Raw genomic sequence first — 17,067 nt, 5'->3', positions numbered from 1 at the left:
CTCGGCGTGCTGGACGGCAAGTCGGTGTTCGGATCGATGAACCGGACCGGCCTGGCCGGTTCGGCGTTCGAGATCGATGACCGCTTCACCGCCTACGACGCAGAAGCCATCGCCTCCATGGGCTTCGACGGGGGCAAGACGCTGACCCGGATCGCGCTGGAGGACGCGGCGACGCCTTCGGTCCTGGAGAACACGGCCCGGGCCGTGAACGAGCTCAACGACCGCAAGCTGATCGCGATGGTCGAGCCGTTCATCTCCCGATGGAGCAACGGAAAGATCTGCAATGACCTGTCGCCGGAGGCCGTGATCCAGTCGGTCACGATCGCCTGCGCGCTGGGGCGGCATACCGCCTACACCTGGCTGAAGCTGCCCGCGATCGAGGACATGACCGAGGTCCTGGCGGCATCGACCCTGCCGGTGTTGCTGCTCGGGGGCGACGGCACCGAGCCCGATCAGGTGTTCGCCAGGTGGAAGCGCGCGCTGAAGATGCCCACCGCGCTGGGGCTGGTGCCCGGCCGGACGCTGCTGTATCCGGCCGACGGGGACGTGGCCGGCGCCGTGGACAGGGCGGTCAGCCTGCTGTGATCCGGGAGCGCGCCTGGCCGAACCGGCCGATCCTCCGTTCTCGGCGATCAGCGTGGTCATCTGCCGGGGGCCTGGTCAGCGCGCTGCGGGTGGTTCTCCTCGGCGCAGCCTGGCAGCGCTGCCCGGGTTCATCGAAGCCGTAAGGAATCACCCTGTCGGGTGGTCCTCCGGCGGTGGTGGGCTGCCACATCGCCGCCGTGCCCCCGGTGCCGCCGTGTAGGCAGGCGGGCCAAGGGGTGGTGGTCAGGCGGTGGCGGTCAGGCGGTGGTGCCGGGGTGCGACGGGCAGAGGTGGTGCACGGCGCTCTTCTCGCAGTGCGGCTGGAGCGGGGTCTGCAAGTCGTCGGCCGCGGTCTTGGGCAGGTGCCCGTCGCGGGTGGCGGCGACGACGGCGATGGGGGTGTCAGGGAAGGCATCGGCGACGGCGGGGCTGATGCGGAAGGTGGTCATCGGGTGGTCCGTTCCGGGAAGGCGGCCGGGGCCGCGGGATCAGGTGAGGGCGAGGAGGCTGACGGCGACGGCGGCGGTGCCCAGGCCGATCAGCTGGCCGCGGTGGATGCGCTCGGCGAGGACGCCGCGGGCGAGCAGGACGGTGCCGGCGGGGTACAAGGCGGTGATCACGGCGACGACGGCGAGGTCGCCGCTGCGGGCGGCGAGCAGGAACAGCAGGTTGGCCACCGAGTCCAGCACGCCGGCCGTCGCCGACATCGCGTACGCGGGCTTCTCCGGGCCGAGCCTGCGGTACATCAGCCCGGCCGCGGCCAGGGTGACCGCGGAGGAGACGGCGCGGCCGATGATCAGCGGGCCGACGCCGCTGTCGGAGGGCGCCTGGTGCAGGAAGACCAGCTGCAGGGCGATGGCGGTCCCGGCGCCGAAGGCCAGTGACAGCGCGGTGCGCGACGGGCGGGTCGACTTCGCGCCGTGGCCGGCGCTGACCAGCACCACGGCCGCCAGCGCCAGCGGCAGGCCGATCAGCCCGGCCAGGCCCAGGTGCTCGCCCTGCAGCAGCCCGACGCCGACCGGCAGCATCGCCGAGACCAGCGCGGTGACAGGGGACAGGACGTTCATCGGACCGATCGCGAGCGTGCGATAGAGCAGAGCGAACGCGGCGGCCGACGCGACGCCGGACGCCGCGCCCCAGGCGAGGGTCGCGGGGGTGAAGGAGGCGCCGAGGAAGGGCCACAGCAGCAGTTCGACGGTGAGCGAGGCCGGGGCGGCGATCATCACGGTGCGCAGAACGTGAGCCTTGCGGGCCCCGAGGCCGCCGAGGAAGTCGGCGCAACCGTAGGCCAGGGAACTGCCCAGGGCCAGCAGCAGAGCGATCACGGGTACATCCCTTACTAACAGTGGAACGACTAAACTGTACAACGAACCGACCGTAAGTCGTCAACAGAACGACCGCGTGGTTCATTCCACTGATCCGCTCACGGAGGGGTGAAGCGATGACCGAGACCGAGGCGGCACTGCGGACGCTCGCGCACAACGTCCGCGCGGCCCGTACCCGCGCCGGGCTGTCCCTGGACGAACTCGGCCGCCGCGCCAAGGTCAGCAAAGGCGCCCTGGTCGGGCTGGAGAAAGCCCAGGGCAATCCGAACTTCGCCACCCTGGTCCGCCTCGCCGACACCCTCGGCATCTCGGTGTCCGCCCTGATGGAAGGCCGCCCCGAAGAACGCGTCCGGGTGGTGGGCGCCGATGCCGTCATGCCCCTGTGGAAGGGCGAGCACGGCGGCGAGGCCCGGCTCATGCTGACCACCGGAGGCCCGGCGGCCACCGAGGTCTGGCGCTGGACGCTGGAACCCGGCGAGGAGTACCCCAGCCACCCCCACCAGGCCGGCGTGACCGAAACCATCAGCGTCACCGCCGGACAGATGGTGCTCGTGGTCGACGGCGCCGAGTACCCGGTGAAGGTGGGGCAGACAGCCACTTTCGACGGCGACACCGCCCACACCTACCGCGGCTCAGGAAACGGGACCTGCCATCTGATCATGACCGTCCATCTGCCCTCCGGCCCCGCCTAGAAAGGGACCCTGCACGCAGGCACCCCGGCGGTCCCGGCTCCGCGATCATGCCAAGACCGGCTCAGGCCGGCTCAGGCGGGAGGCGGGAGGCGGGTCGCGGGGCCCGGGTGGGGAAGCGGCCGGCTTCGGATCAGGTCAGCGCGCGCAGGAAGCGGGCCGCCACCGGAGCGGCGACGGCCCCGCCGCCGCTGCCCTCCTCGACGATCACCGCGAAGGCGAGGTCGCCCCGGAACCCCATGAACCAGGCGTGGGTCTTCAGGTCGTCCTGCGGGCCGTACTCGGCGGTGCCGGTCTTGCCGCGGGTGCCGGCGGGCAGCCCGGCGTCCTTGGCGGTGCCCTTGGTGACCACCGCCGACATCATCCGGTGCATGCCGGGGACGACCCCGTCGGGCAGCTCGCGCGGCGCGGCGTCCTGCTTGACGGACGGCACCAGCGTCGGCGGGCGCCAGGTCCCGTCGGCCAGGGTCGCGGCGACCGAGGCGACCACCAGCGGGCTGGCGATGATACGGCCCTGACCGAAGGACTCGGCGGCCAGTTCGGCGTCGCCGGCCGCCCGGGGGAAGGAGCCCTTGGCGGCGGGGACGCCGATGTCGAGCGGGGTGTTGAAGCCGAACAGCTCGGCGGTCTTCAGCAGCTTGTCCGCGCCCAGCCGCTTGGCGGCCAGCGGGGCGAAGGTGGTGTTGCAGGAGTAGGCGAAGGCGTCCGACAGGGTCACCGAGCCGTAGCCGGCGTGATGGGAGTTGCGGATCGGCAGGCCGCCGACCTTGACGTCCTTGGGGCAGGTGGTGCGGTCGCCCGGGTTCATGCCCTCGGCCATGAGCGCCACCGCGGTGACCGCCTTGAGGGTGGAGCCGGGCGGGTAGTTGCCCATCAGGGCGCGGTTGAAGCCGCCCTGGTTGTTGGCGACGGCGAGGATCTCTCCCGACGACGGCTTGACCGCCACCAGGGAGGCGGTCTTCTTCAGGTCGCGCACCGCGTCGGTCGCGGCGCGCTGCACGCGCAGGTCCAGGCTGGTGCGCAGCGGCTCGCCGTCGCGGCCGGCGATCTCACCGGCCTTCTTGACGGTCTTGCCGCCGGAGTCGACGATCCGGATCTCGGTGGCGGGGACGCCGGCCAGGCGCCGCTGGAAGGCGAGCTGCAGGCCGTCCTTGCCGATCGTGTCTCCGGTGGCGTACGGCGCGCCGAGGGCCTTGGCCTCCTTGGCGGTGGCCTTGTCGAGGTAGCCGACGAGCTGCTGCACCGAGCCGCCCGCCGAGCCGTCGTCGATGCGCTCGCCGCCGGCGGCGACGATTCCGGCCCGCTGCGGCCAGCGGGCCTTGAGCGCGAACGACCGGCCCGGGGCCAGGTCGGGGTGAACGGCGGCTGGGGACCAGTCCACTCGCCAGTTGCGGTCGACGACCGCCAGCTCCAGGGCGCCGGAGTAGCTCCACCGGCCGCCGCTCTTCAGCGTGACGGTGGCGGTGTAGCCGGCCCGGCCGGTGTCGTCGCCGGTCCGGCTGACCTGGCCGAGCCGTACCTCGGTGCGTTCTGCGCCGAGCTTGTCGGCCATGGCGCGGTAGGTCGCCTCGAAGGCGGGGTCGGCCTTGCCGAGCTCGGCGCGCATGGCGGCCAGGTCACCGCCCTGCCAGGCCCGGGTGAAGCGCTGGGCGGTCTCCTGCGGGGTGCCGCGGGTGTGCAGCAGCCACCAGGCGCCCGCACCGCCGCCTGCGGCCACCAGCACCACCGCCGCCGATGTGATCGCGATCGTCCTGCCGCGTGGCACCTTCGGCCACCCCCCCGTCGGTCGGATCCGGCTCCCCTGGGGGCGACAGCCTACCGTCCGGCGCGACCGGCCCGGCCGTGAACGGCCGCCCCGGACGCCGCCCGCGGGCGGCGTCCGGGGCGGCGGCGCGGCCGGATGACGGCGGGCGGGCCCGGTCAGCCGGCGCTGCGGCTGGGCGCGTAGCCGCCGGCGTACTCCTGTCCGGACAGCTCCTGGACGGCCGCCATGATGTCGTCGGTCACCCGGCGCCGGTCGCGGGCGCTGGTGGCCGAGCCGGTGAACGTCAGCGGCTTGCCGATGCGGATCCCGATGCGGCCGAGCTTGGGCACCGAGGCGCCGATCGGCAGCACCTTGTCGGTGCCGATCATCCCCACCGGCACCACCGGCGCGCCGGTCTCCAGGGCGAGCCAGGCCACCCCGACCTTGCCGCGGTACAGGCGGCCGTCGGGCGAGCGGGTGCCCTCGGGGTAGATGCCGAACAGCTCGCCGCCGCGCAGCACCCGGGCGGCGGCGTCGAGCATGTCCTGGGCGGCGGTGGGGCTCTGGCGGTCGATGCTGATCTGCCCGGTGGCGCGCATCCACGCCGCGGTGACGGGGTTGCCGGTGAAGTATTCGGCCTTGGCGACGAAGCGGACCTGGCGGGGCAGCACCAGGGGCAGGAAGGTGGAGTCGAGGACCGACAGGTGGTTGGAGGCCAGGATGGCCGGGCCGGAGGCGGGTACGTGCTCGGCCCCGGTGACCGTGGTCGGCCACAGCAGGTGCAGGAAGGGGGCGCTGACGATCTTGGTCAGGCGGTAGAGCACGGGCTCTCCTCTTGCAGGACGGGTTCCACCACCCTAGGCGGTGCCCCGGCGGCCGGCGGCTGTGCGCACCCGCACAAGCGGGGTCCCCACGTTTGTAGCCCTTCTCCAAGCCCGCAGGCAAAGCCATCCGCCTTCCGCGCGCGTCGCGGCGGCCGCGACGCGCGCGGAAGGGCGGGGCCGTCCGCCGGCGCCGGTTCCCGGCGCGGGTCTCTCCGGCGCCCGCCGGCCGCGTGTCCGGCGCCCGCCGGCCGCGTGTCCGGCGGCCGGTCGGCCGGTCGGCGGGGACCTCGGCGACGGTGGGGATCATGTGGGTGGTGAAGGTGGCTGATCTGTGTACCGATCCTCCTCGAAGGCCGGTCGGGAAGTACGTGCGCGGCCCGGATCCCGTGATGGGCGGGTTGAGCTTCCGCGCGTTGAAGGGGGCCGGCCCGGTCTGATCGTCAGGGGCCGGGCAGGGTTCGCTCCAGCTCCAGGAGGGCGACCGGAGGGCCCTCGCCGAAGTCGTGGTCGTGTCGCCTGCCGGTCTCGCCGAAGCCGTGCTTGGCGTAGAAACGGCGCGCCTGGGCTGAATCCCGGAGCGTCCACAGGTGCACGCGGTCATGGCCGGCCTCCCGCAGCCGGTCCAAGACGGCGGCCAGCAGGGCCGCCGCGAGGCCGCTGCCCCAGACGTCCGGGCGGGCGAAGAAGGTGTGGATCTCCGCGAGGCCGGGGTGGGAGGAGGCCCCGAAGCGGGCGAAGGCTCCTGGGCGATCGTCCAGGAGCGCGAGCAGGATCGTGTCCTCGCCCTTGCCCTTGCCCTCGCCCTCGCCCTCGGCCAGGATGGCGTCCCACTTGGTACGCCGCTCCCGGACACCGGCGGCGGCGACCTTCGGCGTGCACAACGGGCCGTGCGAGACGCCCCAGGAGATCGCGTGGATCTCGCCGAGGACGTCCCCGTCGCCGGGCCCCGCTTCGCGGATCGTGATCATGCCCTGCATGGAGGAGACCCTACGCGGTGGCGTCGAGGGATGAGCCTCGCGGCTTCCCGCCTCGCCCCCTGCCGGTGATCTCCATCGTGGCGGAGTGCTCTCGGCGGGGGCCGCCCACGGCGGTGACCTCCGCCCGCCTCCTGCCGGCCCCCGGGCGGCCGGCGCGGGGCAGGGACGGGGCAGGGACGGTCAGGGCAGGCGGATACCGGCGACGATCTCGTCGAGTTCGGCGACGAGCGGCGTGCTGGCCATCACGGTGACGACGACCCCCTTCCGCTCGACCCAGCCGACGTAGCGCCCGTCGCCGAGCGCGCCGTCGCCCTCCTTCGTCAGCACCCGGCGGCCGCCGATCGTCGCGGTCTTCACGGCTCCGGTGAAGGTTCCGTAGGTCACGGGGAGGCGCCTGAGGTTCGCGAGCTTCCCGGCGTCCGGCCAGCACAGCACGCGCACCCACAGGCTCCGCTGCCGGGGGTCGGCGTTCGCCCGGTCGTCCCCCCACTGGTAGCCGTACTCGGTGACGCCGGCGTGCCTGCCGGTCACCACCCCGCCGTAGGTGAAGCCCTTGGGGATGTGACCGACGCGCACACCCTTGATGGCGGTGGCGCCCCTCGCGGGCTCGTCGATCTTGGAGTCGTTGGAACGCCTGATCTCCGCCTTGCTCGGAGTGGGGCAGGCGGCCTTGCCTCCGGTGGCCGCGTGGGCGGAGGGCGCGGCGAACAGGGTCGCGGCGGAGACCACGGACAGGGCGGCGGTGGTGAGCGTCTTCGTCATGGTGTTCACGTACGGATTGGATGCGGCGGACGGGACAGAAGTTCACCGGTTTCTTCTGCCGTGGTCGCGACGTCACTCCCGGTCGCCTCGCGGCTGATGACACGAACCCGGGTGAAGGGCCTGGACGACCGCTCCGGAACGCCCTGGGGAAAAGGAACCGCCCCGCGGCGCCGGAGCGCTCGCGGGGCGGGACGTTTAGTGCCGATGTGGCGGTCGCCTCCTCGGCGAGAGGCACAACACGGCTCCAGCCGAACGGTATTCCGTGAAGGCGGTAATTTGCGGCCCGGGGGACACAAACCACATCGGCACGATTACTGTAACCGACGTCCGGCGGAGGTTATTCCGCCATGATGCGGTGGCGTGTCGGGGCCGGGCCGCCGTCCGCCGTGTCCACGCAGGTCAGAGCACCAGGGGCGGCCTGCCCGGTCGCGGTGCGGTGCCCGGTGAAAAGCCCGGGAGGCGCGCCGCCCGGCGGCCGGGGACGGCGGGCCCGGCGTCCCCGGGAGGGGTCCCGGTCACCGTACCCCTCCCGGATCGCGCGGAGAGGGAACCGCGGTCCGCCGCCCGGTCCCGGCGGGGGTGCGTATGCTCCTGCGCTGTGCGGCCGCGAGGGCGGCGCCGGAGAGCAGGGGAGGGGCCCGTGGAGACCGAGCGGCTGGTCATGCGCAGATGGCGGGAGACGGACCTGGAGCCGTTCGCTGAGCTGAACGCCGATCCCGAGGTGATGCGGCACTTTCCCGCGCCGCTGACGCGTGAGGAGTCCGACGCGATGGTGGGCCGGATCGAGGCGGCGTTCGACGAGCACGGCTACGGCCTGTGGGCGCTGGAGGTCCGGGCGACGGGGGAGTTCATCGGGTTCACCGGGCTGGCGTGGCAGCGGTTCGAGGCGCACTTCACCCCGGCGCTGGAGGTGGGCTGGCGGCTGGCCCGCCGGGCCTGGGGGCACGGCTACGCCACCGAGGCGGCGCGGGCGGCGCTGGAGTACGGGTTCGGCCCGGCGGGGCGGCGGGAGATCGTGTCGATGACGGCGGTGGGGAACCTGCGGTCGCGGGCGGTGATGGAGCGGCTGGGCATGAGGCGGGACCCGGCCGACGACTTCGACCACCCGAGGGTGCCCGCCGGCAGCCCGCTGCGCCGCCACGTGCTGTACCGGATCGGCCGCGACCCTTTGTGATCTACATCGTAAAGGCGATCGCCAGAGTGTAAAAACGATCATGAAAGAGGAAAACCCCCACGGGGAGGGAGCGGCGGATGGACGGGGCGTATGTGACGGCGGTGAGCCGTAGCGCGGAGCACACCTTCAGCAAGGGATGCGAGCCGATGATCCGGCTGCTGGCCGGCCTGGGGGTGGAGGGGGACGCGCATCTGGGGGTGACGGTCAGGCATCGTTCCCGGGTGGCGCGGGACCCCTCCCAGCCGAATCTGCGCCAGGTTCACCTGATCCACGCGGAGCTGCACGAGGAGCTGCGGGCGGCGGGGTTCTCCGTGGGGCCGGGGGAGCTGGGGGAGAACGTCACCACGCGCGGGGTGGATCTGCTGGGGTTGCCGGCGGGGGCGTTGCTACGGCTGGGTGAGGAGGCGGTGGTGCGGGTGACGGGGTTGCGTAATCCGTGCGCGCAGATCGAGGCGTTCCGGCCGGGGTTGCTGGCGCGGGTGGTGGGGCGGGACGAGGAGGGCCGGGTGGTGCGCCGGGCGGGGGTGATGGGTGTGGTGGTGGCCGGTGGCGTGGTGCGGGCCGGTGACCGGGTGGAGGTGGAGTCGCCGCCGCCGCCGTACCGGGCGTTGGAGCGGGTGTGAGGGGTGGGGCGGGGTGGCCGTCTCGATAGGGTGCGGGTTCCGTGCCCCCCGACGGAAAGGGATTTCTCATGCCCGAGGTGCTCGGTGTCCGTGCTTTGAACCGGGCCACGCTGGAGCGGCAGTTGCTGCTGCGGCGTTCGCCGCTGACGGCGTTGGAGGCGGTGCGGCATCTGTACGGCATGCAGGCGCAGGCGCCGGACCCGCCGTATGTCGGGTTGTGGTCGCGTCTTGCGGGTTTCACCCATGAGGAGCTGTCGGATCTCCTGCGGGAGCGGCGGGTGGTGCGGCTGGCGCTGATGCGTTCGACCATTCATCTGGTCACCGCGGAGGACTGTCTGGTGTTGCGTCCGTTGTTGCGGCCGGTGCTGGATCGGGTGCTGCGTGGTCCGGTGGGCAGGAGGCTGGCCGGGGTGGATGTGGAGGCGGCGGAGGCCGCGGGGCGGGCTCTGGTGGAGGAGCGTCCGCTGACCTTCGCGGAGTTGGGGCGGCTGCTGGAGGAGCGGTGGCCTGAGGCGGCCGCGGCCGATCTGGTGCATCTGGTGCGGGCGAGGGTGGCGCTGGTGCAGGTGCCGCCGCGGGGGATCTGGGGGGTGGGCGGCAAGCCCGCGCACACCAGCGCCGAGGCGTGGCTGGGCCGTCCGCTGGACGGGCGGGGCGGGCCGGCGGAGATGGTGCGGCGTTATCTCGCCGCTTATGGTCCGGCCACGGTGATGGACCTGCAGCAGTGGTCGGGGTTGACCCGGCTGGGTGAGGTGGTGGAGGGGATGGGGTTGCGGTCGTTCGTGACCGGGGACGGGGCGCGGCTGGTGGATCTGCCGGAGGCGCCGCGGCCCGATCCGGACGTTCCGGCTCCGGTGCGTTACCTGGCGGAGTTCGACAACACGTTGCTGTCGTTCGCCGAGCGGACTCGCGTGCGGATGATGGCCGACGCCTACCGGGGGCGGGTGTTCACCGTGAACGGCATCATCAGGGCGACGGTGCTGGTGGACGGGTTCGTGCGGGGGTTGTGGGCGGTGCGGTCGGCGCGGGGGAGGGCGGTGCTGGAGGTGGAGCTGTTCGAGCCGGTGGCGGCGGCGGAGCGGGCGGAGCTGGAGGTGGAGGGGATGCGGATGCTGGATTTCGTGGCTCCGTCGGCGGCGGTGCGTGAGGTGCGCCTGCTCTGATGCCCGGTGCGGGGTCCGCGCGGTGGGGTGTGGGACGGCCCGGGGTGGGTGGTGTTCCGTGGCGGTCGAGGGGTGGTCCGCACCTGGCGGGGGCGGGTTCAGGGGGTGTGGTGGCGCCGTCCGGGCAGGGGGAGGGCGGCTGACAGCCAGCGGCGGGCGACGGCCCAGGCCAGTGTCGGCGGTACGGTGCCGGCGCCCAGGCCGACCTCGACGAGGAGGTCGAAGACTTCGGGGCGGTGGGCGGCGGTGGTGACGGCGGCGTCGATGAAGGCGGGTGACTGGGCGGCCAGGTGGAGGGCGTCGGTGGTGCGCAGGTGGCGTCCGAGGGTGGCGCGCAGGGCGCGGCGGTAGGCGGTCAGGGGGTCGGTGTCGGCGTGGGCGGCGGCCTGGCCGGCCAGGCCGCCGGAGACGAGGGCGTAGTAGATGCCTTCGCCGGTGAGGGGGTTGATGAGGCCGGCGGCGTCGCCGGCGAGGAGTACGCGGCCGGCGCCGGGGCGGGGGCGGCCGGGGGACAGGGGCAGGTGGTGGGCGCGCAGGTCGCGGGCGGGCAGGTGGGGCAGTAGCTGGGCCAGGCGGCCGTGGAGTACCTGGCGGCCGGGCAGGCCGGTGGCGCGCAGGCGGGGCAGGAGCATGCCGAAGCCGACGTTGGCGGTGCCGTCGCCGATGGGGAAGGACCAGGCGTAGGCGGGCCAGCCGTCTTTCTGCATGGCGATGAGCTGGGTGTCGTCGTCGGCGGGGACGTCGGCGTAGCCGCGTACGGCGATGGCGGTGTGCCGGTCGGGGGAGGGGGGCAGGCCGAGGAGGCGGCGGACGGTGGAGTTGGCGCCGTCGGCGGCGATGACGGTGCGGGCGGTGATGGTGTCGTCGATGAGGGGGAGTCCGCCGCGGGTGGTGAGGGTGCGGACGCGGTGGCGGCGGACTTCGATGTCGTGGGCGCGGGCGGCGTCGATGAGGCGGGCGTCGAAGACGGTGCGGGGGACGACGTGGTTGGGGCGGGCGACGGCGGCTTCGACGCGGGCGCCGCCGGGGGAGATGACGGCCAGCCGGGGGGTGGGGCGGTAGTCGTCGATGAGGCCGTCGAGGCCGAGGCGGGCGAGTTCGTCGCGGGCGTGGGCGGCGATGCCGTCGCCGCAGGCCTTGTCGCGGGGGAAGTCCGCGCGGTCGAGCAGGAGGATGCGTGCGTGGGGGCGGAGCCGCCGGGCTTGCAGGGCGGCGGCTGATCCGGCGGGGCCGCCTCCGATGACCACCAGGTCCCATTCCTCGTCCATGGCAGTGAGCCTGCCACCGTGGGGTGGGGGTGAAACCGCCGTGCCGGGTCTGTGCGGCGGGGGTGGGCCACTTGGCGGGATTGGCCGTTCTGCGGGGTGGCGGGGTGGGGTGAGGATGCGGTCATGGTTTCCACGGGTGCGGTCATCGGGGTCGTAGGGGTTGCGCTGGGCATGGTTCTGATGCCGGGGCCGAACATGGTTCATCTGGTGTCGCGGTCGGTGGCGCAGGGCCGCCGGGCGGGTCTGATCGCGCTGGCGGGGGTCGCTGCGGGGTTCGCGGTGTATCTGCTGGCGGCGGTGGCGGGGCTGGCGGCGGTGTTCGCGGTGGTGCCGGCGCTGTACACCGCGGTGAAGTTCGCTGGGGCGGCCTATCTGCTGTGGCTGGCGTGGCAGGCGGTGCGGTCCGGTGCGGCGGTGGTTCCGGGTGGGTTCGCGGCGCGGGCCGAGGGTGCGGGCCGGGTTGAGGGTGCGAGGCGGTTGTTCTCCGGAGGGTTGGTGACGAATCTCCTCAACCCGAAGATCGCGGTGCTGTACGTGTCGGTGCTGCCGCAGTTCGTGGATCCGGAGCGGGGTGGCGCGGCGGCGCAGAGCCTGGTGCTGGGGCTGGTGCAGATCGCCGTGGCGGTGTCGGTGAACGCGTTGATCGTGGTGTCGGCCGGGTCGGTGGCGGGGTTTCTGGGTCGGCGGCCCGGGTGGGCGCGGGTGTGGCGTTATCTGACGGGGACGATGCTGGCGGCGGTGGCGGTCCGGGTGGCCGCCGACCGTTCCGGTGGGGTGGCCGTCGCGGGGTGAGCGGCCGTCTTGCGGGTTCGGCGGTGGCCTGGTGGTCAGTGGTGGCCGCCGAACCAGCCTGGTACGTCGAGACGGAAGAGGTCGCCGGGGGTGAGGGCGCGCAGGTCGGCCTCCAGGGCGCGTAGCCGTTCCGCTCCGATGACGGCGGCCCAGCGGGCGCGTAGTTCGTCGAAGATCTGTGCCGAGCGGATCAGGCTGTCGATGCCGCGCGGGGTGAGGCGGACGACTTTGCGGCGGGCGTCGCCGGGGTCGTGGCCGCGTTCGACGTAGCCGAGGTTCTGGAGGGTGTCGATGGTCTTGCCGGCGGCCTGCTTGGAGATGCCCAGTATGCGGCCGAGGTCGGCGGCGGTGGTGCCGCCGCGGCCGATGGCCTGCAGTACGAAGCCGTGCATGGGCCGCATGTCGGGGTGGCCCTGGCGGGCGAGTTCGGCGTGCAGGTCGTCGATGAGGACGCGGAAGCCGAGGAGGAGCCGCAGTGGCAGCTCGAACCCCGGGGGATCGGTGGGCACGGTGGGCGACCTGCGTGGATCGGAGGGGCGCTGACGCGCTCCACTTTAGGGGTGGCTCGCGGGGCCTGTCATCCGCGGTTCTTTCCCGGGCGCGTCCGGTGGGCCGCCGGGTGGTTGTTCGGGGGCTTCGCGGGGGGCTCGCGGGGGTGGGTGGCCCGGCAGAGGAGGGGAGGGGGGTTGCGCGGCTCTGCCGGGGGTGTTCAGGGGAGGATCTCCAGGCGGACGCCGGGTGCGCCGTCGTACAGGTGCGGGGTGGGGGTGATGATGTGCCATCCGCCGCGGGATTCGGCCAGCAGTACGGCGTGGGCGGCGGCGAGGGCGGCGACGAGTTCGGCGTCGCGTTCGTCTCCGGGCGGGCGTCTGCGGGCGGGGGCGGTGAGGGCGGGGCCGAGGCGGGTGGTGGCGGCGACGTCGGCGGCGGTGAGGGCGCCGATCGTGATCACCGGTACGGCCAGCAGCGCGTCGGTCTGGGCGGGGCGCAGGGCGGCGGCGCACTGGGCGGCCAGTGCGGGCAGCAGGAGGGTGGTGTTGCGCAGGACGGACTGGCGGACGATCTCCCGGCCGTAGTCGCTCTTGCCGTCGAGGAGGTGGCAGAGGGCGTCGTAGTCGAGGACGTGGCCGGTGAGTCCTTCGGGTCCGGTGCTCACGCCACGTCCTGGGAGGGGCGGCGGGCGTCGGCGGGGCGGGTCTGCCCGGGTGGGGTGTCGAACAGGCGGCTGGCGCGGGTGCGGTCGGCGTCGCTGATGCCGTCGGCCCAGCCGGGGCCCCACAGGCGTTCCAGGGCGGCCATGCCGTCGCGGATGCGGCGCTGCTCGCGCAGGGCGCCGGCGATGTAGCCGGAGGCGTTGCCCGATCCCTGGGCCTCGTCGGCGAGGTCGTCGGGCAGGGAGATGGTGATCCGCTTCGTCATACCGGAAGGGTAAATCAGTCATACTCTCCTCGTCCACCGGTAGATCGTCCCGGCCGTACGGAGATCCCCGGTCAAAAGCCGCAAAAGGGACGGAGTGCGGGGGTGCCGCCCGGAGTCTCCGCAGTATCCGCCGAACATCCAGCACATTTACCTGACCGGCGGAAACGACGGAGGTGGACCCGTATCGCGGAAGGCGCGACAGGAGAGGAGAACGGATCGCTCACCCCGTGGTCGTCGACGCTGCAGCGGCTCCGTCGTGTTCGCGCAGCATGCGCAGGACGGTGGCCGGGGACGGGTGCCGGCCCTTCTTCTCGCCCTCGGTGATGACGAGCCGGGCGGCGATGTCGCGGAGACTGAGATCCTGCTCGCGCAGGTGCAGGGCCATGGACGGCATGGCGTCGCCGGTGACGGCGTCGCCGCCGATGGGTTCGCCCCGGCCGCGGGCGGATTCGTGGCCTTCCAGGGTGCGGGGCTTGAGCAGCAACCGAGCGGCCAGTGGCGTTGACGAGCCCGCGGGGAGTGCGCTGTCGCCACTGGCCGTTCCGATGCAGGTGGCCTGGTTACCGGTCCGGCTGAGCCTGGTCAGGTAGCAGGCCGGCGAGCGCGGTTCGCGCGGCGGCCCGGCTGACCCCGTGGATGCGTGCGAGGGCGACGATCGACGCGCCCTGGTCCTGGAACGCCGCCCACGCCTCTTCGCGCCGGGCGGCGTCGAGCGCGGGCACCGGTACGGCCCATGAGATCTTTGCTCACGATGAGGTTGCCGTGAAGTCCAGGTCACCCGCTTGGCCCCGGCCGTTGTGTCCCGCTGCGGATTCCGGGGCTTCGGATCCGGGCCGGGTGTATGAGGTGCGGAGCAGGAGGGCGATGAGGATGGCTGCGCCCGTCATCAGAACGACGCAGGTCACCGAGGCGATCCGCATCTCTTGGGCGAAGGCGTCGAATGCCACGCTGCGCAGCATTCCGGCGGTGCCCTCCGGAAGGGTCGCGGCTGTGTCGACGGCGCCGCCGAGGGTGTCCCGCGCGGCCTCCAGTTCCTTGGGCGTGAGGGCGTCAGGAGCCTTGGCTGCCAGTTCCGAACGGTAGACAGCGGTGCCGATGCTGCCCAGGATCGCGATGCCCAGCGCCCCGCCGAACTCGGCCGAGGTCTCGGTCATGGCGGAGGCCGCCCCGGCTCGCTCCGGTGGTGCGGCGGACAGGATCACCTCGGTGACCACGGCGGAGACTCCGCCGATACCGATCGCGACGACTGTCATGCCGCCGACGAGGTGGACGATTCCCGAACCGGCTTGGATCAGGGTCAGCATGGCGTAGCCGGCGGCCGCCACGAGCAGCCCGGCGGCGATCACGTTGGGTTTACCGATGCGGGGCGCGATCGCGGTGGCCAGTGCGATGCCCAGGGGCATCACGAGGAAGGTGGGCAGGGACCACAGGGCCGACTCGAACGGGCTCATGCCCAGGACGAGTTGCATGAACTGCCAGTTGAACAGGGAGAAGCCGACCAGTCCGAACGTCGCCAGCGCGCCGATGAGCAAGGGCACGTTGAACCGGCGTGTGCGGAACAGCGCAAGGTCGATCATCGGGTTCGTGCTCACGCGCTGGCGGTGGATGAAGGCCGCCCCCACGGCGAGTCCGGCGGCGCAGTACAGCAGGGGGACCCACTCGAAGCCGTGCTCCGCCAGCAGTTTGACGCCGTAGATGACGCCGAGCACGGCTAGGAGGGACAGCGCGGCGCCGAGCAGGTCGAAACGGCCCGGCCTGGGGTCGCGGTATTCGGGGAGCAGCAGCGGGCCGAGGGCCAGGAGCAGGGCCATCACCGGCACGTTGATCAGGAAGACCGATCCCCACCAGAAGTGCTCCAGCAGCAGTCCGCCGATGATCGGGCCGAGTACGGCGCCGCCCGCGAAGCCCGCCGTCCAGACACCCACTGCGGTGGCCCGCTGTTTGGCGTCGTGGAACATGTTGCGGATCAGGGAAAGCGTGGACGGCGCCAGCGTGGATCCGGCGATGCCCAGGAGCGCGCGGGCCGCGATGAGCATCCCGGAGCTGGTCGAGTAGGCCGCCAGAACGGAGGCGGCGCCGAAGGCTGCGGCGCCTGCGAGCAGCACCCGCCGCCGTCCGATCCGGTCGCCGAGTGTGCCCATCGTGATGAGCAGGCCGGCGAGGAGGAAGCCGTAAGCGTCCATGATCCACAGCAGTTCGGAGCTGCCCGGCTTGAGGTCGGCCGTCAGGGACGGGAGCGCAACGAACATGACGGCCATATCCATGGATGCCAGCACGCAGGGCAGTACCAGGACCGCGAGCCCAACCCACTCCCTGGCTCCGGCTGTTCTGTCTACTTCAGTCATTTCCTCGGTTCCTGAGTCGTGTTGACCAGGTCGGGACTAATCGCCCCGATGCGTACTTTGTACGCGCTGGAGCGTACAGGATACGCATGCACGCCGATCCCGTACAACAGCTTTTTGAGCTGCTATTTTGCTTGAAATGCGCACCTGCATCCTCAGTGGGCTAGGATTTCGACACAACCCTGGAGGCGTGACGAAAAGGAGTGTGGTGATGTCGGTGCAACCGGCATGCGCGTCATGCGGAAAGTCGCTGGAGCCCACCGACCGGGGGCGGCCGAGGCTCTACTGCTCCCGCGCGTGCCAGGCGAAGGCGTACCGGGCGCGCAGAGCGGAAGCGCCGGCCGACGCCCCGGAGGACAATGACGGCGCGCCGCATCTCACCGTTGAGCGCATCGTGCGAGCCGGGATCGCCATCGCGGACGCGGAGGGGCTCGACGCGCTGTCGATGCGGCGGGTCGCCATGGACCTCGGCACCGGCGCCATGTCCTTGTACCGGCATGTGGCATCCAAGGACGACCTGGTGACCCTGATGGTGGAGGCCGCGATGACCGACGTGCCCCTGCCCGACTCGGCGCCGCGGGACTGGCGTCACGGCCTCGAACGCGCCGCATACCGTGACTGGGACCTGTACCACCGCCATCCGTGGATCCTGCCGAGGGTCATGGTGACAACCCGCGCGCACTTCAGCCCGGCTCTCGCCGCGGACAGTGAAAGCGCCCTCTCCGCATTCGACGAGCTCGACCTCGAACCTGCCGAGGCTTTCCGGTACATGTTCATGTTCGCCTCGTACGTGCAAGGCGTGGCGCTGACCTACGTCAGCGATGTGGAGGCGGAACGGCAATCGGGAATCGCCCTAACTCAGGGGACGAAAGCCTCGAACGAGGCACAGAATCCGCTTTTCGTGCCCGAAGCGTATCCCCGGCTCGCCCGCGCGATGCGCGCAGGCGCCACCCCCTGGAACCTCGACGCCTTGTTCGCCTCAGGTCTTGCCGGTGTCTTGGATGGCATCGCAGCCGATCTGGCGAGACGAGGCATCGATTCGGGGCCTGACGAACATCGGAACGAGACGTCACGCTAAGAGCTCCTAACGCAATGAGCTGAGGCGGCGCCGGCAGATCAAAGCGCAACCGAGGCTGGGGAAGGCTTCGTGGATGTCGTCGCGGATCTCCCATCGGATGCGCAGGCGGCGGAAGTGGTGCAGAAGAGCAAAGGCCTGCTCGACGACCCAGCGGTGTTTGCCCAGGCCGGAGCCGTTCTCGGTGCCGCGCCGGGCTATGAGCGGGCGGATGCCGAGGGCGCGGACCTGCTTGCGGTACTTGTCGTGGTCGTAGCCGCGATCGGCCAGCACGACGTCGGGACGCCTGCGGGGCCGGCCGCGCT

21 protein-coding genes are annotated in these 17,067 nt (G+C 72.3%); 7 read left to right on the top strand and 14 right to left on the bottom strand.

Translation table 11 applies throughout. The features are described 5' to 3' along the window. The coding region (locus IEZ10_RS35545; protein WP_189250898.1) for a Cgl0159 family (beta/alpha)8-fold protein at positions 1–585 on the top strand (585 nt) is incomplete at its 5' end. Positions 586–842: 257 nt separating this feature from the next. Here IEZ10_RS35545 and IEZ10_RS35540 read toward each other — a convergent pair. Both IEZ10_RS35540 and IEZ10_RS35535 read right to left on the bottom strand, forming a co-directional pair. After that, a complete protein-coding gene (locus IEZ10_RS35540; RefSeq protein ID WP_189250909.1) occupies positions 843–1,034 on the bottom strand; it encodes a hypothetical protein in 192 nt (63 codons plus the stop codon). 39 nt (positions 1,035–1,073) lie between these two features. Continuing rightward, the gene (locus IEZ10_RS35535; RefSeq protein ID WP_189250897.1) at positions 1,074–1,910 is read right to left on the bottom strand and encodes an EamA family transporter; all 837 of its coding nucleotides are present in this window, start codon (positions 1,908–1,910) and stop codon (positions 1,074–1,076) included. A 116-nt stretch (positions 1,911–2,026) separates the two neighbouring features. Between IEZ10_RS35535 and IEZ10_RS35530 the strand changes: the two genes are divergently transcribed. Next, a complete protein-coding gene (locus tag IEZ10_RS35530) occupies positions 2,027–2,602 on the top strand; it encodes a helix-turn-helix domain-containing protein (RefSeq protein WP_189250896.1) in 576 nt (191 codons plus the stop codon). Between the two features lie 130 nt (positions 2,603–2,732). On the opposite strand, the gene IEZ10_RS35525 is transcribed toward IEZ10_RS35530, so the two are convergent. From IEZ10_RS35525 to IEZ10_RS35510, 4 genes are all read right to left on the bottom strand, one after another. Beyond that, positions 2,733–4,364, bottom strand: a complete 1,632-nt coding sequence (locus tag IEZ10_RS35525) for a penicillin-binding transpeptidase domain-containing protein (RefSeq protein ID WP_189250895.1) — start codon at positions 4,362–4,364, stop codon at positions 2,733–2,735. A 155-nt stretch (positions 4,365–4,519) separates the two neighbouring features. Continuing rightward, positions 4,520–5,167 (bottom strand): lysophospholipid acyltransferase family protein, encoded by a 648-nt coding sequence (locus IEZ10_RS35520; protein ID WP_189250894.1) that lies wholly within the window; start codon positions 5,165–5,167, stop codon positions 4,520–4,522. 440 nt (positions 5,168–5,607) lie between these two features. Continuing rightward, positions 5,608–6,144, bottom strand: a complete 537-nt coding sequence (locus IEZ10_RS35515) for a GNAT family N-acetyltransferase (protein ID WP_229811980.1) — start codon at positions 6,142–6,144, stop codon at positions 5,608–5,610. A gap of 180 nt (positions 6,145–6,324) precedes the next feature. Then, positions 6,325–6,906 (bottom strand): hypothetical protein, encoded by a 582-nt coding sequence (locus IEZ10_RS35510; RefSeq protein ID WP_189250906.1) that lies wholly within the window; start codon positions 6,904–6,906, stop codon positions 6,325–6,327. Between the two features lie 640 nt (positions 6,907–7,546). Between IEZ10_RS35510 and IEZ10_RS35505 the strand changes: the two genes are divergently transcribed. From IEZ10_RS35505 to IEZ10_RS35495, 3 genes are all read left to right on the top strand, one after another. Then, entirely contained in the window at positions 7,547–8,080 is a 534-nt protein-coding gene (locus IEZ10_RS35505) for a GNAT family N-acetyltransferase (RefSeq protein WP_229811979.1), read from the top strand. A 77-nt stretch (positions 8,081–8,157) separates the two neighbouring features. Next, on the top strand, positions 8,158–8,703 hold the full coding sequence (locus IEZ10_RS35500; protein WP_189250893.1) for an MOSC domain-containing protein: 546 nt from the start codon (positions 8,158–8,160) through the stop codon (positions 8,701–8,703). Between the two features lie 68 nt (positions 8,704–8,771). Then, positions 8,772–9,866, top strand: a complete 1,095-nt coding sequence (locus IEZ10_RS35495; protein ID WP_189250892.1) for a winged helix DNA-binding domain-containing protein — start codon at positions 8,772–8,774, stop codon at positions 9,864–9,866. A 98-nt stretch (positions 9,867–9,964) separates the two neighbouring features. Here IEZ10_RS35495 and IEZ10_RS35490 read toward each other — a convergent pair whose 3' ends face one another. After that, a complete protein-coding gene (locus IEZ10_RS35490; RefSeq protein WP_189250891.1) occupies positions 9,965–11,134 on the bottom strand; it encodes an NAD(P)/FAD-dependent oxidoreductase in 1,170 nt (389 codons plus the stop codon). A 123-nt stretch (positions 11,135–11,257) separates the two neighbouring features. On the opposite strand from IEZ10_RS35490, the gene IEZ10_RS35485 reads away from it, so the two are divergent. Next, positions 11,258–11,926 carry a LysE family translocator gene (locus IEZ10_RS35485; RefSeq protein WP_189250890.1) on the top strand — a complete coding sequence of 223 codons (669 nt, stop codon included), beginning with the start codon at positions 11,258–11,260 and terminating at the stop codon, positions 11,924–11,926. 35 nt (positions 11,927–11,961) lie between these two features. Here the strand turns inward: IEZ10_RS35485 and IEZ10_RS35480 are convergent, their stop codons facing one another. From IEZ10_RS35480 to IEZ10_RS35455, 6 genes are all read right to left on the bottom strand, one after another. Further along, the gene (locus tag IEZ10_RS35480) at positions 11,962–12,435 is read right to left on the bottom strand and encodes a MarR family winged helix-turn-helix transcriptional regulator (protein WP_179823709.1); all 474 of its coding nucleotides are present in this window, start codon (positions 12,433–12,435) and stop codon (positions 11,962–11,964) included. A 200-nt stretch (positions 12,436–12,635) separates the two neighbouring features. Further along, complete coding sequence (locus tag IEZ10_RS35475; RefSeq protein WP_189250889.1) at positions 12,636–13,082, bottom strand: hypothetical protein; 447 nt, start codon at positions 13,080–13,082, stop codon at positions 12,636–12,638. Further along, positions 13,079–13,345 (bottom strand): hypothetical protein, encoded by a 267-nt coding sequence (locus IEZ10_RS35470; RefSeq protein WP_189250888.1) that lies wholly within the window; start codon positions 13,343–13,345, stop codon positions 13,079–13,081. Before IEZ10_RS35470 ends, IEZ10_RS35475 begins: the two co-directional genes overlap by 4 nt. 220 nt (positions 13,346–13,565) lie before the next feature. After that, positions 13,566–13,829 carry a hypothetical protein gene (locus tag IEZ10_RS35465; RefSeq protein ID WP_229811978.1) on the bottom strand — a complete coding sequence of 88 codons (264 nt, stop codon included), beginning with the start codon at positions 13,827–13,829 and terminating at the stop codon, positions 13,566–13,568. Positions 13,830–13,905: 76 nt separating this feature from the next. After that, positions 13,906–14,067: a hypothetical protein gene (locus IEZ10_RS35460; protein ID WP_189250908.1), complete on the bottom strand. Its 162-nt coding sequence runs from the start codon at positions 14,065–14,067 to the stop codon at positions 13,906–13,908. 24 nt (positions 14,068–14,091) lie between these two features. Continuing rightward, complete coding sequence (locus IEZ10_RS35455) at positions 14,092–15,690, bottom strand: MFS transporter (protein WP_189250887.1); 1,599 nt, start codon at positions 15,688–15,690, stop codon at positions 14,092–14,094. Positions 15,691–15,898: 208 nt separating this feature from the next. Between IEZ10_RS35455 and IEZ10_RS35450 the strand changes: the two genes are divergently transcribed. Continuing rightward, complete coding sequence (locus IEZ10_RS35450) at positions 15,899–16,765, top strand: TetR/AcrR family transcriptional regulator (RefSeq protein ID WP_189250886.1); 867 nt, start codon at positions 15,899–15,901, stop codon at positions 16,763–16,765. A gap of 6 nt (positions 16,766–16,771) precedes the next feature. Here IEZ10_RS35450 and IEZ10_RS35445 read toward each other — a convergent pair. Next, the coding region (locus IEZ10_RS35445) for a transposase (protein ID WP_189250885.1) at positions 16,772–17,067 on the bottom strand (296 nt) is incomplete at its 5' end.

Source organism: Streptosporangium pseudovulgare, from assembly GCF_014648055.1.
Lineage (GTDB): Bacteria > Actinomycetota > Actinomycetes > Streptosporangiales > Streptosporangiaceae > Streptosporangium > Streptosporangium pseudovulgare.
This window is presented reverse-complemented; position numbering and strand designations above follow the sequence as displayed.

Bases quoted from the DNA above. Each gene is read 5' to 3' on its own strand.
- IEZ10_RS35540 (WP_189250909.1), bottom strand. From the start codon at position 1,034: ATGACCACCTTCCGCATCAGCCCCGCCGTCGCCGATGCCTTCCCTGAC.
- IEZ10_RS35530 (WP_189250896.1), top strand. From the start codon at position 2,027: ATGACCGAGACCGAGGCGGCACTGCGGACGCTCGCGCACAACGTCCGC.
- IEZ10_RS35515 (WP_229811980.1), bottom strand. From the start codon at position 6,144: ATGCAGGGCATGATCACGATCCGCGAAGCGGGGCCCGGCGACGGGGAC.
- IEZ10_RS35510 (WP_189250906.1), bottom strand. From the start codon at position 6,906: ATGACGAAGACGCTCACCACCGCCGCCCTGTCCGTGGTCTCCGCCGCG.
- IEZ10_RS35500 (WP_189250893.1), top strand. From the start codon at position 8,158: ATGGACGGGGCGTATGTGACGGCGGTGAGCCGTAGCGCGGAGCACACC.
- IEZ10_RS35495 (WP_189250892.1), top strand. From the start codon at position 8,772: ATGCCCGAGGTGCTCGGTGTCCGTGCTTTGAACCGGGCCACGCTGGAG.
- IEZ10_RS35490 (WP_189250891.1), bottom strand. From the start codon at position 11,134: ATGGACGAGGAATGGGACCTGGTGGTCATCGGAGGCGGCCCCGCCGGA.
- IEZ10_RS35485 (WP_189250890.1), top strand. From the start codon at position 11,258: ATGGTTTCCACGGGTGCGGTCATCGGGGTCGTAGGGGTTGCGCTGGGC.
- IEZ10_RS35470 (WP_189250888.1), bottom strand. From the start codon at position 13,345: ATGACGAAGCGGATCACCATCTCCCTGCCCGACGACCTCGCCGACGAG.
- IEZ10_RS35455 (WP_189250887.1), bottom strand. From the start codon at position 15,690: ATGACTGAAGTAGACAGAACAGCCGGAGCCAGGGAGTGGGTTGGGCTC.
- IEZ10_RS35450 (WP_189250886.1), top strand. From the start codon at position 15,899: ATGTCGGTGCAACCGGCATGCGCGTCATGCGGAAAGTCGCTGGAGCCC.